Annotated in this window: 16 protein-coding genes and 1 riboswitch; of the genes, 5 read left to right on the top strand and 11 right to left on the bottom strand. The window is 66.4% G+C overall.

Annotation, left to right across the window (positions count from 1 at the left end; translation table 11 throughout):
• Positions 1-23: 23 nt before the first annotated feature.
• From MYXE_RS11180 to dop, 6 genes are all read right to left on the bottom strand, one after another.
• Positions 24-1,523 (bottom strand): stealth family protein, encoded by a 1,500-nt coding sequence (locus tag MYXE_RS11180; protein ID WP_003918975.1) that lies wholly within the window; start codon positions 1,521-1,523, stop codon positions 24-26.
• Between the two features lie 79 nt (positions 1,524-1,602).
• Positions 1,603-1,776: riboswitch (M-box (ykoK) riboswitch) on the bottom strand.
• A gap of 112 nt (positions 1,777-1,888) precedes the next feature.
• Positions 1,889-2,365, bottom strand: coding sequence for an NADAR family protein (locus MYXE_RS11175; protein ID WP_039889457.1), 477 nt, complete (start codon positions 2,363-2,365; stop codon positions 1,889-1,891).
• 59 nt (positions 2,366-2,424) lie between these two features.
• Positions 2,425-3,165 (bottom strand): proteasome subunit alpha, encoded by a 741-nt coding sequence (gene prcA, locus MYXE_RS11170; RefSeq protein WP_003918977.1) that lies wholly within the window; start codon positions 3,163-3,165, stop codon positions 2,425-2,427.
• Positions 3,162-4,061: a proteasome subunit beta gene (prcB, locus tag MYXE_RS11165; RefSeq protein ID WP_085196848.1), complete on the bottom strand. Its 900-nt coding sequence runs from the start codon at positions 4,059-4,061 to the stop codon at positions 3,162-3,164. Before prcB ends, prcA begins: the two co-directional genes overlap by 4 nt.
• The gene (locus MYXE_RS11160) at positions 4,058-4,252 is read right to left on the bottom strand and encodes a ubiquitin-like protein Pup (protein WP_003918980.1); all 195 of its coding nucleotides are present in this window, start codon (positions 4,250-4,252) and stop codon (positions 4,058-4,060) included. Before MYXE_RS11160 ends, prcB begins: the two co-directional genes overlap by 4 nt.
• A gap of 95 nt (positions 4,253-4,347) precedes the next feature.
• A complete protein-coding gene (gene dop / locus MYXE_RS11155) occupies positions 4,348-5,844 on the bottom strand; it encodes a pup deamidase/depupylase (protein ID WP_003918982.1) in 1,497 nt (498 codons plus the stop codon).
• A 587-nt stretch (positions 5,845-6,431) separates the two neighbouring features.
• On the opposite strand from dop, the gene MYXE_RS11150 reads away from it, so the two are divergent.
• Entirely contained in the window at positions 6,432-7,064 is a 633-nt protein-coding gene (locus tag MYXE_RS11150) for a hypothetical protein (protein ID WP_003918983.1), read from the top strand.
• A 59-nt stretch (positions 7,065-7,123) separates the two neighbouring features.
• Here MYXE_RS11150 and arc read toward each other — a convergent pair whose 3' ends face one another.
• Positions 7,124-8,938: a proteasome ATPase gene (arc, locus tag MYXE_RS11145; RefSeq protein ID WP_039889448.1), complete on the bottom strand. Its 1,815-nt coding sequence runs from the start codon at positions 8,936-8,938 to the stop codon at positions 7,124-7,126.
• 151 nt (positions 8,939-9,089) lie between these two features.
• Here arc and MYXE_RS11140 point away from each other — a divergent pair, with 151 nt between their 5' ends.
• The 3 genes from MYXE_RS11140 to MYXE_RS11130 are packed head-to-tail and all read left to right on the top strand — an operon-like array spanning position 9,090 to position 10,447.
• A complete protein-coding gene (locus tag MYXE_RS11140; RefSeq protein WP_085196846.1) occupies positions 9,090-9,584 on the top strand; it encodes an MTB12 family secreted protein in 495 nt (164 codons plus the stop codon).
• 15 nt (positions 9,585-9,599) lie between these two features.
• Positions 9,600-10,142: a lipoprotein LppK gene (lppK, locus tag MYXE_RS11135; RefSeq protein ID WP_003918986.1), complete on the top strand. Its 543-nt coding sequence runs from the start codon at positions 9,600-9,602 to the stop codon at positions 10,140-10,142.
• A gap of 8 nt (positions 10,143-10,150) precedes the next feature.
• On the top strand, positions 10,151-10,447 hold the full coding sequence (locus MYXE_RS11130; RefSeq protein WP_003918987.1) for a DUF503 domain-containing protein: 297 nt from the start codon (positions 10,151-10,153) through the stop codon (positions 10,445-10,447).
• A gap of 25 nt (positions 10,448-10,472) precedes the next feature.
• Here MYXE_RS11130 and trmI read toward each other — a convergent pair whose 3' ends face one another.
• The gene (gene trmI, locus MYXE_RS11125; RefSeq protein WP_003918988.1) at positions 10,473-11,306 is read right to left on the bottom strand and encodes a tRNA (adenine(58)-N(1))-methyltransferase TrmI; all 834 of its coding nucleotides are present in this window, start codon (positions 11,304-11,306) and stop codon (positions 10,473-10,475) included.
• Between the two features lie 74 nt (positions 11,307-11,380).
• Between trmI and MYXE_RS11120 the strand changes: the two genes are divergently transcribed.
• The gene (locus tag MYXE_RS11120; RefSeq protein WP_112649958.1) at positions 11,381-12,283 is read left to right on the top strand and encodes a RecB family exonuclease; all 903 of its coding nucleotides are present in this window, start codon (positions 11,381-11,383) and stop codon (positions 12,281-12,283) included.
• Here MYXE_RS11120 and MYXE_RS11115 read toward each other — a convergent pair.
• From MYXE_RS11115 to MYXE_RS11105, 3 genes are all read right to left on the bottom strand, one after another.
• Positions 12,280-12,762 carry a DUF4126 family protein gene (locus tag MYXE_RS11115; protein WP_085196844.1) on the bottom strand — a complete coding sequence of 161 codons (483 nt, stop codon included), beginning with the start codon at positions 12,760-12,762 and terminating at the stop codon, positions 12,280-12,282. The two genes, MYXE_RS11120 and MYXE_RS11115, sit on opposite strands and share 4 nt — an antisense overlap.
• Positions 12,763-12,841: 79 nt before the next feature.
• Positions 12,842-13,702, bottom strand: coding sequence for an ATP phosphoribosyltransferase (gene hisG, locus MYXE_RS11110; protein WP_085196842.1), 861 nt, complete (start codon positions 13,700-13,702; stop codon positions 12,842-12,844).
• Positions 13,702-13,983, bottom strand: a complete 282-nt coding sequence (locus tag MYXE_RS11105; protein WP_039889450.1) for a phosphoribosyl-ATP diphosphatase — start codon at positions 13,981-13,983, stop codon at positions 13,702-13,704. The genes hisG and MYXE_RS11105 overlap by 1 nt, the downstream gene beginning before the upstream one ends.
• Between the last annotated feature and the right edge of the window lie 51 nt (positions 13,984-14,034).

Raw genomic sequence — 14,034 nt, 5'->3', positions numbered from 1 at the left:
GCGCGCCCGCCCGCTGGGAGGTCTTACTCGTCGGCTGCCGCTCGTTCCCACGGCGCCGGCACCGGGAAGTACCTTTCGAGGAACTCGCCAACGACCTGTGCCCGCTCTTGGGCGCTGACCTCGGGGAAGCTGCCGTCGTTGAGACAGAAGAAGTCAAACTTGCGCTTCTTCAACAGCTTCGGCAGTTTCGCCAGCCCCGAGCGCAACGTGGTGTCGACGTAGAGTACCTTCGCTGCCTCGTTTTGCACCGCGCGCCCGGTCATCAACGCGTAGTAGTGGTACAGCGAATTGGTCACCGAGATGTCAGTGCTGGACCGGAAGCGGCTTGCCTGGGTGCGGGCGAAGTCGGCCGCAAACTCGCGCTCGAGTTCAAACAGGACGCTCTTGCGCAACGGGACGGCGGTGTGCTCGAGGTGGCGGGTGATGATCTTGCCGAACTTCTCCCACAGCAGCTGGCGGTTCACCCGTGCCGCGTTCTCGTAGCCGCTGCGCTCGGGGTGGTTGCTACCGAGTCCAATCCGGGTGGGCGCTTCGATGAATTTGGTGACGCCACCCGGGGAGAAGAACGTCGCCGGCGAAACCGCTCGGCCGAAGAACATGTCGTCGTTGGAGTACAGGAAATGCTCGGCCAGACCCGGAATGTGATGCAGTTGAGTCTCCACCGCGTGGCTGTTGTACACCGGCAGCACAGAAGGGTCGGTGAAGTGTTCTGCGGCGCGCACAATGGTGATCTTCGGGTGCGGCGCGAGCCACTCGGGCACCGGCGAGTCGGTCGCGATGAAAATCCGGCGCACCCACGGCGCGAAAGCATGCACCGAGCGCAGCGCATACTTCAACTCGTCGACCTGGCGGATCCGCGCGTCGGCGTCATCGCCTTCACCGACAACATAATTCGTCATCGCCGCTGCGCGGCGTGCACGGAACTCTGGGTCGTTGCCGTCCACCCAGGAGAAAACCATGTCGATGTCGAACGTGATGTCGCCCGCGTGCGGGGTGAACATCCCGGCGATCGTCGGCCAGGTGCGGCCATGCAATTCGACTTCTGTGTACACAACCTCGTTGAGCGCCAACGTCTTGCGGGTCAGCGAATTTTCGACCGGGCAGATGGCCTGCTGCCCGTCGAACATCCAGAACTGCAACTCCACCCCGGCGGAGGCGCCGTAACGCATGCCGGAGCGCGGGCATTCGCGCCGACGGAACACGCGCAGCAGCCGCGGGTCCGGGTCCACCGAGAGCAATCCGTCGCCGAGATACACCGAGCGGCGCCCGGTTCCGTCGAGGATCTTCGCGCGCAGGGGCGCGTCCAGGCAGGCCGCCATCAACGCGTCAGCGACCCGGGCGCGCAGGGCAATGTCAACGACGAGTGCCGGGCGCCCGTCGGCACCGCGGATGAGCAAGAACGGAATACCCGCTCGCTCCAGCTCGCCGCGGATGAACAACAGGTCCTGCCGCATCGCCTCGTACGGGGTCAGGCGCAACCCATCGCCCGAAGCGGCGACGCGGAGGTCGATCATGCTGGTCATGGGAACACCTGCCTTCCGTACTCGATGTCGGTCAATTACGTGCACACAGAGGGACACCGCAGACGCGGCCGAGCGGCGACATCGCCCTCACACGTTGAGCTTTGGCACTGGCCGACGTATCCCCGCAGCGCCGGGAAAGCCACTTGGGACCACCCCTTAAGCCGGGGAGATCTGTCCTGATCTTGGGCGTCTCTCGACGTCGTCAGATCAGTGGCCTATGTTCGTCCAGAAGCCTCGCCTAACGAGGTGCTCCCGCAAGGTAGCACCGATTTGAACTCTCGGCAACACGGGCTCCGGCACGGCCAAAGCCGTTGATGTCGTTCACGTCCCGCGCCCGGCGAGCCCCTGGCTTGCCCACGGGGCATTCAAACCCGGGTGCGCTGCGCCGCCAATCGCAGCCGCACTGCCATCAAGATCACACCGAGGGCGTTACCGCCGGGAATGTTGCAGTGCTCCTCACACCGGCACGATCCCCAGACCTGGTCATGCCAGGTGTTTCCTTCCACCAGCAGAACGCCATGGGTCTCCAGCAGCCGGCGCGCCAGGTCGGGATTGTTGTCGAACTTCGCGGTGACCACCTCTTCCATCGCCGCGAATTTGCCGCCGGCTTCCCAGCCCTCGACTAGGGGCGCGGCACGGCCGATCTGCTTGGCGCGGGCCGGATCGTCGGTGTTGCGGATAGCGGCCACCGCAGCCGGGTCACGTGTCTTCGCGGCCGCGAAGGCGTGCTCGCTGGTCGGGTAAAGCCAACCGCGATGCGGTGTGGGTGCGGGCGCGAAATTCGACAAGAACAGATACTCCCCCGCGAAGGTGTCGATCACCGGGATATGCAGCTCGCTCACTGGTGCGACCTCCGCGGCGTGCCATCGGGTCCTGTCGGCCAAGCTACGTGGTGGCCGTCCTATTTCGACGACTTGCCACCAGCCGAGCCCTCGGCTTTGGGCAGCAGCGCCTCCAGCGCGGCACCGGTGATCCGCCGAAAGGCCCGCCGCGGCCGGTTCTGGTCGAGAATCGCCACCTCGAGGGTGGACACGCCGAGGGCTGGCTGATCGGCGGCGCCATTGCCACTTCCCGCCCGCAGCGCCTCGACAGCGATGCGCACCGCGGTGCTCAGGTCGGCGTTTTCGGTGTAGGACTCCTTCAGCGCGTTGACGATCGGCTCGGTGGTGCCACCCATGACCACATAATGCGGCTCGTCGTTGATCGACCCGTCATAGGTGATCCGGTACATCTCAGGGGGTTTGGTCTCGCCGTAGTGCGCCACCTCGGCGACACACAGTTCGACCTCGTAGGGCTTGGCCTGCTCGGTGAAGATGGTGCCCAGGGTCTGCGCGTAGACGTTGGCCAGCTGCCGGCCGGTGACGTCGCGTCGGTCGTAGGCATACCCGCGGGTATCAGCGAACTGGATGCCGCCGCGGCGCAGGTTGTCGAACTCGTTGAACTTGCCGGCAGCCGCGAAGCCCACCCGGTCGTAGAGCTCGCTGATCTTCTGTAGGGATCGTGACGGGTTCTCGGCGACGAACAGCACACCCCCGGCGTAGGCCAGCGCCACCACGCTGCGGCCGCGCGCAATGCCCTTGCGGGCGAGCTCGCTGCGCTCGCGCATCGCCTGCTCGGGTGAGATGAAATAGGGGAAGCTCACTTCTCGCTCCGTGGCGCCTCTGCATCTGGCCCGAAAGTGTCAGCACGCGAACGACTTTCGATGACCTCTCGGGCTAGCTCAGCAATGCGCTGCTCGGGCACCTCGACCGCGCCTTCGGCGCCGATGGTGACTGCGGTCGGGTAGATACCGCGAACCAGATCCGGTCCCCCTGTGGCCGAGTCGTCATCGGCGGCGTCGTAGAGGGCTTCCACCGCCACCCGCAGCGCCGAATCGGCATCGGTCACCTGGGAGTAGAGCTTCTTGATCGACGACTTGGCGAAGATCGCCCCCGAGCCGACCGCTTGGTAGCCCTCTTCCTCGAAGTTCCAGCCCCCGGCGGCGTCGAACGACACGATGCGGCCAGCTTTCTGCGGATCTGGGTCGTCGATGTCGAGACCGGCCAGCAAGGGCAGCGCGACGAGCCCCTGCATAGCGGCCCCGAGGTTGTTGCGCACCATGATCGCCAGCCGGTTGACCTTGCCGGCGAACGTGAGCGGCACACCCTCAAGCTTTTCGTAGTGTTCGAGTTCGACGGCGTAGAGGCGGGCAAACTCGACCGCGATCGCGGCGGTGCCGGCGATACCGGTCGCGGTGTAGTCGTCGGTGATATACACCTTCTTGATGTCGCGCCCGGCGATCATGTTGCCTTGCGTCGACCGCCGGTCACCGGCCATCACGACGCCGCCCGGGTATTTCAGGGCAACGATCGTGGTGCCGTGGCGCAGCTGGCTACCAGCGGCCCCGCCAGACTCGGCGGCACCGCCGGCGCACACCGGCAACAACTCAGGCGCCTGCCGACGCAGGAAGTCGGCAAACGAGGACAGATCTACGGGACTAGATGGGACTCCGGGAAGTGCTGAGTTAGTGGCCAGGCGATCGCGGAACGGCCAGGTCACTGTCCGCCCTTTTGGACGTACGCGCGCACGAAGTCCTCGGCGTTCTCCTCGAGAACGTCGTCGATCTCGTCGAGCAGATCGTCGGTTTCCTCGGTCAGCTTTTCGCGACGCTCCTGGCCCGCGGCGTTGCTGCCGGTGAAGTCGTCGTCATCGCCGCCGCCACCGCCACGCTTGGTCTGCTCCTGAGCCATCGCTGCCTCCTGCTTCGTCAATCGGCGGCGCGTCACGCGTCCGCCGGTTTCTCTACCCTACCGGTCCACACCGACCTTTCCTCGGGTAACGAAGCTCACGTCGTCAGTTGTTCCACGAGTTCGACGGCACTGTCGACCGAATCCAGCAACGCCCCGACGTGGGCCTTGCTGCCGCGGAGCGGTTCTAGCGTCGGAATCCGAACCAGAGAATCACCACCCAAGTCGAATATCACCGAGTCCCAGCTGGCGGCGGCGATATCCGCACCGAACCGCCGCAGGCACTCGCCGCGGAAATAAGCCCGGGTGTCGGTGGGCGGGTTGTCGACGGCGTTGAGCACTTGCTGTTCGGTGACCAGGCGCCGCATCGACCCCCGGGCGACCAGCCGGTTGTACAGGCCCTTGTCCAGCCGGACGTCGGAGTACTGCAGGTCCACCAGATGCAGCCGTGGCGCCGACCAGCTGAGGTTCTCCCGCTGGCGGAACCCTTCGAGGATTCGCAGCTTGGCAGGCCAGTCCAGCAGCTCGGCACACTCCATCGGATCGCGCTCGAGCAGGTCGAGGACGTGGGCCCACGTTTCCACGATGTCGTTGGCGCGCGGATCCGGGTCGCGGGAGTCGACGAGCTTGGCCACCCGGTCCAGGTAGACCCGTTGCAGGGCAAGCCCTGTCAGTTCCCGGCCGTCGGCCAGCGCGACCGTGGCACGCAACGAGGGGTCGCGGCTGATGGCGTGTACGGCGTGTACGGGTCGCGCCAACGCCAGGTCGCTTAGGTCGATGCCCTCTTCGATCAGGTCGAGCACCAGCGCTGTGCTACCCAGCTTGAGATACGTCGACGTCTCTGCGAGATTGGCGTCGCCGATGATGACGTGCAGCCGGCGGTACCGGTCGGCGTCGGCGTGCGGCTCGTCGCGGGTGTTGATGATGCCGCGCTTGAGCGTGGTCTCCAAGCCGACCTCGACCTCGATGTAGTCGGCCCGCTGGGACAGCTGAAACCCGGGTTCGTCGCCGGCCGGGCCGATGCCCACCCGGCCTTGGCCGGTGATCACCTGGCGGGACACCAAGAACGGGGTCAGGCCCACGATGACGGCCGAGAACGGGGTCTGGCGGCTCATCAAGTAGTTCTCGTGCGACCCGTAGGAGGCACCCTTGCCGTCGACGTTGTTCTTGTACAGCTGCAGCTTCACCGCCCCGGGCACGCTCGCGACGTGGCGCGCGGCGGCCTCCATCACCCGCTCGCCGGCCTTGTCCCAGATCACCGCGTCGAGCGGGTCGGTGCATTCAGGTGCCGAGTACTCGGGGTGGGCGTGGTCCACATAGAGCCGCGCCCCGTTGGTCAGGATCATGTTGGCGGCGCCGACCTCGTCGGCGTCGACCACCGGCGGTGGACCGGCCGAGCGACTCAGGTCGAATCCGCGGGCGTCGCGCAGCGGGGATTCCACCTCGTAGTCCCAGCGGGTGCGTTTAGCCCGCTGCAGGCCCGCCGCGGCGGCGTAGGCCAGCACCGCCTGCGTCGAGGTCAGAATCGGGTTCGCGGTCGGGTCCGACGGCGAGGAAATGCCGTACTCGACCTCTGTCCCGATTATCCGTTGCATGGTTCAAGCCTAGGCGTGGCGACGATGCGGCCCGCGGAGCGGGGCGAGGAGGAGCCGCGCGATCGAGCCCCAGCGTGGCGACGATGCGGCCCGCGGAGCGGGGCGAGGAGGAGCCGCGCGATCGAGCCCCAGCGTGGCGACGATGCGGCCCGCGGAGCGGGGCGAGGAGGAGCCGCGCGATCGAGCCCCAGCGTGGCGACGATGCGGCCCGCGGAGCGGGGCGAGGAGGGCCGATATTGGTCAAGTGTTGTGGCGTCTGCAGCGCCTGGGCCGCAAACTGCCGGCGCTCAGAGACGCCGTCAACACCGCCGGGTGCTACGCCGCGTTCACCGCGCCGTCGACCCTGACCCGATTCGGCCGGACACCACGGGCGCCCGTCGGCCCAGTGCACTGGACGGGCAGCGAAACTGCAAGGCGTTCAACCGGATCCATCGATGGGCAGTCGAATCCAGTCAGCGGGCAGCGCGCGAGGTTGTGGCGGTCCTTGACGGGCGTTTTGATACCGGAACCGCCGCCTAGCGACGCGCCCCGACCCGGGGCGGCGGCTGCGTTTGACCCGACCCAGCTCACCGATTACCTTCACCGAGATGTCCGGCGAGATGGTACGCGAGCGCCTGACCGACGTTTTCGGAAAGCGCTACGGCGAGGTGCTCCTGGTGACCCCTGGCGAGGCGGGTCCGCAGGCCACCGTGTACAACAGCTTCCCGCTCAACGACTGTCCCGCCGAGTTGTGGTCGGCGCTCGATCCGCAGGCCATCGCGACCGAAAACGGTGCTGCCACCGCTTTGCTCAACGGACCGCGCCGTTGGCTGATGAACACCATCGAGAAGACGCCACAAGGTCCGCGAATAATCAAAAATTTCGGCGGCATCGACATGCTGCTGCAGGCCACGGTCTTGCTGACCGCGATCAACCCAGTGCCCTACGCCGCCAATCAGGTCAACCGCCACACCGTCTTCATCTTCGATGCCGGGCAAGAGGTCTACGAACTGCACGACCCCGCCTACCGGCGCTGGGTGATGCAGACCTGCAGCCAGATCGTCGATCCCGGCCTCTCGCTCGCTGACCTGCCCCACCTTGGCGCACGGCTTGCCCTACCGGACGGATGGACCTACCAGTCACGAGTGCTGGACAGCCCACTGCATATTGACACCACCACCCGCGCGGCCCAGGTGCTGCAGGACGACCTGAAAAACAGCTACTCGCTGCTGACCGACTGATCTGCGGGCAAAACCGCACCGAAACCATGGCGGGCGGTTTCAGTGTGGGCGCCGGAGTGCTACAGGTACTGGCCCAGGTTGGATTCGGTGTCGATGGCCCGCGACGCGCTCGAGCTCTTGCCGGTGACCAGGGTGCGGATGTAGACGATCCGCTCGCCCTTCTTGCCCGAGATCCGCGCCCAGTCATCGGGGTTGGTCGTGTTGGGCAGGTCCTCGTTCTCAGCGAACTCGTCGGCGATCGAATCGAGCAGGTGCTGGATGCGCAATCCGGGCTGGCCGGTCTCCAACACCGACTTGATCGCGTTCTTCTTCGCCCGGTCGACGACGTTTTGGATCATCGCCCCGGAGTTGAAGTCCTTGAAGTACATGACTTCTTTGTCACCGTTGGCGTAAGTGACCTCCAGGAACCGGTTTTCGTCGATCTCGGCGTACATCCGGTCCACAACCTTTTCGATCATCCCCTTGATGCAGGCTGCGCGATCGCCGCCGAACTCGGCGAGGTCGTCGGCGTGCACCGGCAGGTCCTCGGTGAGGTACTTAGAGAAGATGTCCTGCGCCGCCTCGGCGTCCGGACGCTCGATCTTGATCTTCACGTCGAGCCGGCCCGGCCGCAGGATCGCCGGGTCGATCATGTCCTCGCGGTTGGAGGCGCCGATCACGATGACGTTCTCCAGCCCCTCCACGCCGTCGATCTCGCTCAGCAGCTGCGGCACCACCGTCGTCTCCACATCGGAGGAGACCCCGGTGCCGCGGGTGCGGAAGATGGAATCCATCTCGTCGAAGAACACGATCACCGGGGTGCCTTCCGACGCCTTCTCGCGAGCGCGCTGGAAGATCAGCCGGATGTGACGCTCGGTCTCGCCGACGAACTTGTTCAGCAGCTCCGGGCCCTTGATGTTGAGGAAATACGACTTGGCCTCCTTGGCGTCGTCGCCGCGCACCTCGGCCATCTTTTTGGCCAGCGAGTTGGCCACGGCCTTGGCGATCAGCGTCTTGCCGCAGCCGGGCGGGCCGTAGAGCAACACGCCCTTGGGTGGGCGCAGCGCGTATTCCTTGTACAGCTCCTTGTGCAGGAACGGCAGCTCGACCGCGTCGCGGATCTGCTCGATCTGCCGGGAGAGCCCGCCGATGTCGTCGTAGCTGACATCGGGCACCTCTTCGAGCACCAGGTCTTCGACTTCCGCCTTGGGGATGCGCTCGAAGGCGTAGCCGGCCTTGGTGTCCACCAGCAACGAGTCCCCGGGACGCAGCTTGCGCGGCCGGGTGTCGTCGTTGAGAGCGTCGGGGACGCCGTCGGGCAGGTTCTCGGCCACCAGCGGCTCGGCGAGCCAGACGATGCGTTCCTCGTCGGCGTGACCGACGACCAGCGCGCGGTGCCCGTCGGCGAGAATTTCACGCAACGTGGAAATTTCGCCGACCGATTCGAAATTGCCGGCCTCGACCACGGTCAGGGCTTCATTTAGCCGGACAGTTTGCCCTTTCTTAAGTGACTTGACGTCAATATTCGGTGAGCACGTCAGGCGCATTTTGCGGCCCGAGGTGAACACGTCGACGGTGTTGTCGTCGTGTGTCGACAGCAGCACGCCGTAACCGCTGGGCGGCTGCCCGAGCCGGTCCACTTCCTCGCGCAGTGCCAGCAGCTGCTGGCGCGCCTCCTTCAAGGTTTCCATCAGTTTGGAGTTGCGCGCGGCGAGGGAGTCGATCCGCGCCTCCAGCTGATGCACGTCGCGGGCACCACGGACTGACCCCTGCTGTCCGACGGCGTTTTCGAGTTGCTCGCGGAGCAGGGCGGCCTCGCGCCGCAGCTCTTCTAATTCTGCGGCGTCGTCGCTGGACATCGGGGGTCCGAACGTTTCACGCTCTGAGTCACCCATGTTGAGCTCCTTTCGCGCGCCGGATGTTGGCGCGGCGGATACTTCAACGCTACCGGCGATTTGGCATTCGTGCGGGGATCAAAATTCAACACTTAACCGCCATTGGTAACCTTCGCACTGAATCGGGCCGATCGAAAGGACATCCGAGACCGTGAAATCCCTAGCCACAGGCTTGGCGGCCGTCGCTGCAGTCGGCGCGGCCGCCGCCGGTGTGACGTCGCTTGCATCCGAAGCCGTGTCCGCTGCCCATGTGCAGCCGGTGGTGTTTGGCGCACCGCTGCCGCTGGATCCGGCGGCGGACGTGCCAACTCCCGACCAGCTGATCAACGTTCTCAACGGGCTGCAGAATCCCAACGTCCCGTTTGCCAGCAAGAGCTACCTGGTTGAAGGCGGAGTCGGCGGGGTCGAGGGCCGCATCGCCGACCGGCAGCTGCAAAAAGCCGCGCGCAACGGCTCGCTGCCGCTGACGTTCAATGTGGCGAACATCACGCCGGCCGGTCCTGGCGCGGCGTCGGCGGACATCACGGCCTCGGGTCCAAACCTTGCGCCCACGACACAAAACATCACGTTCGTCAACCAGGGCGGCTGGAAGCTCTCCCGCGGTTCAGCGATGTCGCTGTTACAGGCCGTGCAGGCGGCCGGCTGACCGCTCCTGGACGGGATGCGCAGCCAGCTGTCCACGGCGTTGAGCGCCGCCACCGTTGTGGCGGCGCTCGGGCTATCCGGGTGCGCACATGGCGAACGCGGCTCTGCCCCGCCGTCACAGGCCGTGCCGTCGTCGCAGCCTTTGGCCCCCACACCGATGCCTGTGCAGGTGGCGCCGCTGCCCCCGCCGGAGGCCCTCACCGACGTGCTCTACCGGCTGGCTGACCCGGCGGTGCCCGGCAATCAGAAGCTGAGCCTGGTTGAAAGCGCAACACCGGACAACGTCGCCGCCTTGGACAAATTCCCCACCGCGTTGATTGACGGCGGGTATGCGCCGGTGACGTTCAACGCCACCGACATCGCCTGGTCGGACAAGCATCCCGCCGATGTGGTGGCCACCGTCAACGTCAGCTCACCGAAGCGGGATGCTGCCGGGTTTTCGTTCCCGATGGAGTTCAAGCCGTACCAAGGCGGCTGGCAGTTGTCCCAGCAAACAGCTGACATGCTGCTGGGCTTGGGCAACTCGCCGCCCGGCACGTCACCCACGCCGACCCCATGATCGCGGCCATGTGGATCGGCTGGCTCGAATTCGACGTGCTGCTCGGCGACGTGCGCTCACTCAAGCAGAAGCGGTCGGTGGTCCGCCCGCTGGTGGCCGAGCTGCAGCGCAAGTTCAGCGTGTCCGCCGCCGAGACCGGTTCACATGACCTTTACCGGCGAGCCGGCATCGGGGTGGCCATGGTATCCGCCGACCGCGGCCACGCCGTCGAGGTGCTCGACGCCGCCGAACGCCTGGTGGCCGCGCACCCGGAGTTCGAGCTGTTGTCGGTGCGCCGCGGCCTGCATCGCAGCGACGACGACTGAGCTGCCGGCGAACCCTGCAGCCGGCCTACAGTGTGCGCTTGCGGCGCAACACCGTCGGCGCGATCGTGCCGGGGGCGAGGCGGCGCGCCGACACCAGAAACGCGGTATGGCCGCGCATGGTGTGCTCCGGACGCACCGCCAGCCCGACAACATTCCAGCCCCGTTGCAGCGTCTCCCACGCGCGCGGCTCGGTCCAGCACCGCAGCTGCCGTAATGCCTCCACCGTCTTGGACAGCTGGGTGACGGTGGCGAGGTAGACCATCAGCACACCGCCGGCGACCACCACCCGCGACACGGCGTCCAGCACCTCCCACGGCGCCAGCATGTCGAGCACCGCCCGGTCGACGGAGCCGGCGGCCAGGTCACAGTCGGCGACGTCGCCGACGACCAGCTGCCAGTTGTCCGGGCGACGCCCGAAGAACGCCTCCACGTTGCGCCGGGCGTGCTCGGCGTGGTCGGCGCGCACCTCGTAGGAGGTCAGCTGTCCATGCGGCCCGACCGCCCGCAGCAGCGAGCAGGTCAGCGCGCCGGAGCCGGCGCCGGCTTCCAGCACCCGGGCCCCGGGAAAAATGTCGCCTTCATGCACGATCTGCGCGGCGTCTTTGGGGTACACCACTTGGGCGCCGCGGGGCATCGACATCACATAGTCGACCAGCAGCGGGCGCAGGGCGAGGAATTCGTCGCCGCTGCTGGATTTCACCACGCTGCCCTCTGGCATACCGATCACCGCATCGTGCGCGATGGCGCCTCGGTGGGTGTGGAACTCGGCGCCGGCACTGAGCAGCATCGTGTAGTGCCGACCCTTGGTGTCGGTGAGCTGGACACGATCTCCCACAGCGAATGGGCCGGTGGCGGACACAGTTGTCTAGCCTGCCAGCAGACGCGCCGAAATCGGTGCGCGGGTTTGTCGCACCTCGCTTCTAGGCTGCTGCTATGTGCGGCGAGGCTGTGGTGCGCGACGAGCCGGGTACTCGAACCCGCCCAGCGCTGTCACCGTCGCGGGCAGCGGATTTCAAGCAGTGCCCGTTGCTGTATCGGTTCCGGGCGATCGACCGGTTGCCTGAGCCGCCGTCGACGGCGCAGCTGCGCGGATCGGTGGTCCACGCCGCGCTCGAACAGCTGTACGGCTTGCCGCCGGCGCGGCGCGGCCACGACGCCGCCATGGCGCTGGTGGCACCGGCGTGGGAGCAGCTGGTCGCCGGGCAACCCGCTTTGGCGACCGCGCTGGGCCCCGCCGAGCAGGCCGAGATGCTCGACGAGGCCCGCGCGTTGTTGTCCGGCTACTACCGGTTAGAGGATCCGACCCGGTTCGACCCGCAAAGCTGCGAACTGCGCGTCGAGGTCGAGCTGGCCGATGGCACGCTGCTGCGCGGCTATATCGACCGCATCGACGTCGCGCCCACCGGCGAGCTGCGGGTGGTCGACTACAAGACCGGCAAGGCACCGCCGGCGGCACGCGCGCTTGCCGAGTTCAAGGCCTTGTTCCAGATGAAGTTCTATGCGGTGGCGCTGCTGCGCTCGCGGGGTGTACTGCCGACCCGGCTGCGGCTCATCTACTTGGCAGACGGTGAGCTGCTCGACTACTCCCCCGAACGCGAGGAGCTGCTGCGCTTCGAGAAGACGTTGATGGCGATCTGGCGAGCTATCCAATCCGCTGGTGCGACTGGGGATTTCCGGTCCAGGCCGTCGCGGCTGTGTGAGTGGTGCCCGCATCAGCAGCACTGCCCAGAGTTCGGTGGGACACCGCCGCCCTACCCGGGCTGGCCAGCCGTCGCGGCGATCGAGCCGGCGGGCCCAGCGAACTCACGTGGGGACATGACTGAATTGCTCTGCTAGAGAATGCCTGTCATCGCCGCGACCGCGAACCCGCCGAGGACTGCGACCGCATCTTCGACCAGCGCGACCGGCAGGTCGTGGCCGCCGGTGGCGCCGACCAGTCGTGTCCGTGCCGTGTAACCGCCCAGGGTGCCCAGTACCGCACCCACGATGCCCGCGCCGAGCCCACCCCAGGTGTAGCCCCACGCGGTGCCGATAACCGCGCCGGCGAAGGCCCCCAACAGGATTCGCGCGATGAACGAGGCAACGGCGGTGCGACTCGGCGTCATTGGCAGTTTGTCGGTGACGAGTTCGCCGACCGCAAGCACGGTGAAGATGATGACCGTCACCGGGTGGGCGATCCACGATACCCATGTCCCCGCCAAGTTGATCCAGTCGAGCACGGCCGCCCAGGCAACAACAGCCGGAGCTGTCAAGGCGCGTAACCCGGCGACCACACCGATCAATACCGCAAGCAGCAGCACCAGAAAGTGCGTCACGGCGATCCTCCTGCCCCGGAGCCGGATAATCGGCTCAGCCGGACGCTAACACACCCGCCGCGCCGGAACCCCGGCGTGATCAGAATCGGCAGAAACGGATGTCGGAAGCCAGGATCGCCTTGGCCCCGATCGCGGCAAGCTCGTCCATGATCGCGTTGACGTCGCTGCGGGGAACCAAGGCGCGCACCGCCACCCAGTCCGGGTCGGCCAGCGGCGCGATGGTCGGTGACTCCAATCCCGGTGTGATCGAGGTGGCTTGGTCGAGCGCCGCGCGCGGGCAGTCATAGTCCAGCATCAAATACTTCTGGCCGAACACCACACCCTGGATGCGGGCCACCATCTGCTCGCGGGCGGCAACCTTGGCGGGGTCGTGCCGGTCGTGGTCGGTTCGTTCGATGAGCACCGCTTCCGAATCACACAGCGGTTCACCAAAGGCCACCAGATCATGCAGGCCCAACGTGCGGCCGGAGCCCACCACGTCGGCGATGGCGTCGGCCACTCCCAGCTGCACCGAAATCTCCACGGCACCGTCTAGCCGGATCACTGTTGCCTCAATTCCTTTGGCGGCCAAGTCTTTTTGCACCAGGTTGGGGTAAGCGGTGGCGATCCGGATGCCAGCCAGATCGGCGGTGGTCCACTCACGTCCAGCGGGTGCGGCGTAGCGGAAGCTGGAGGACCCGAAACCAAGCGCCAACCGTTCGCGCACCGGCGCGTCGGACTCACGCACCAGGTCACGGCCGGTGATTCCGAAATCCAAGTCGCCGGATCCGACGTAAACAGCAATGTCTTTGGGCCGCAGGAAAAAGAACTCGACGTTGTTGACCGGATCGAGAACGGTCAGGTCCTTCGGGTCGGTGCGACGGCGGTAGCCGGCTTCCGACAAGATCTCGATGGCCGGTTCGCTCAGCGCACCTTTGTTGGGAACCGCGACGCGCAGCATCACAGCTTCCGATACACGTCATCGAGCGTGAGCCCACGCGAAATCATCAGCACCTGCGTCCAATACAGCAACTGACTGATCTCCTCGGCCAGGGCGTCGTCGGGCTCGTGTTCGGCAGCCAGCCACACTTCACCGGCTTCCTCGAGGAGCTTCTTGCCAAGCTCATGAATCCCGCCGTCCAACGCGGCCACGGTGGCGCTGCCGGCGGGCCGGGTGCGGGCGCGCTCGCCCAGTTCGGCGAACAAGTCCTCGAAGGTCTTCACGGCCAGCGATTGTTTCACGTCCCAGCCAGCAAAGTCACGGCGGTTTTGACGCCCGGCGCCGACGCGGCT

Origin of the sequence: Mycobacterium xenopi (assembly GCF_009936235.1) — a bacterium.
In the GTDB taxonomy this organism is placed as follows: domain Bacteria; phylum Actinomycetota; class Actinomycetes; order Mycobacteriales; family Mycobacteriaceae; genus Mycobacterium; species Mycobacterium xenopi.
This window is presented reverse-complemented; position numbering and strand designations above follow the sequence as displayed.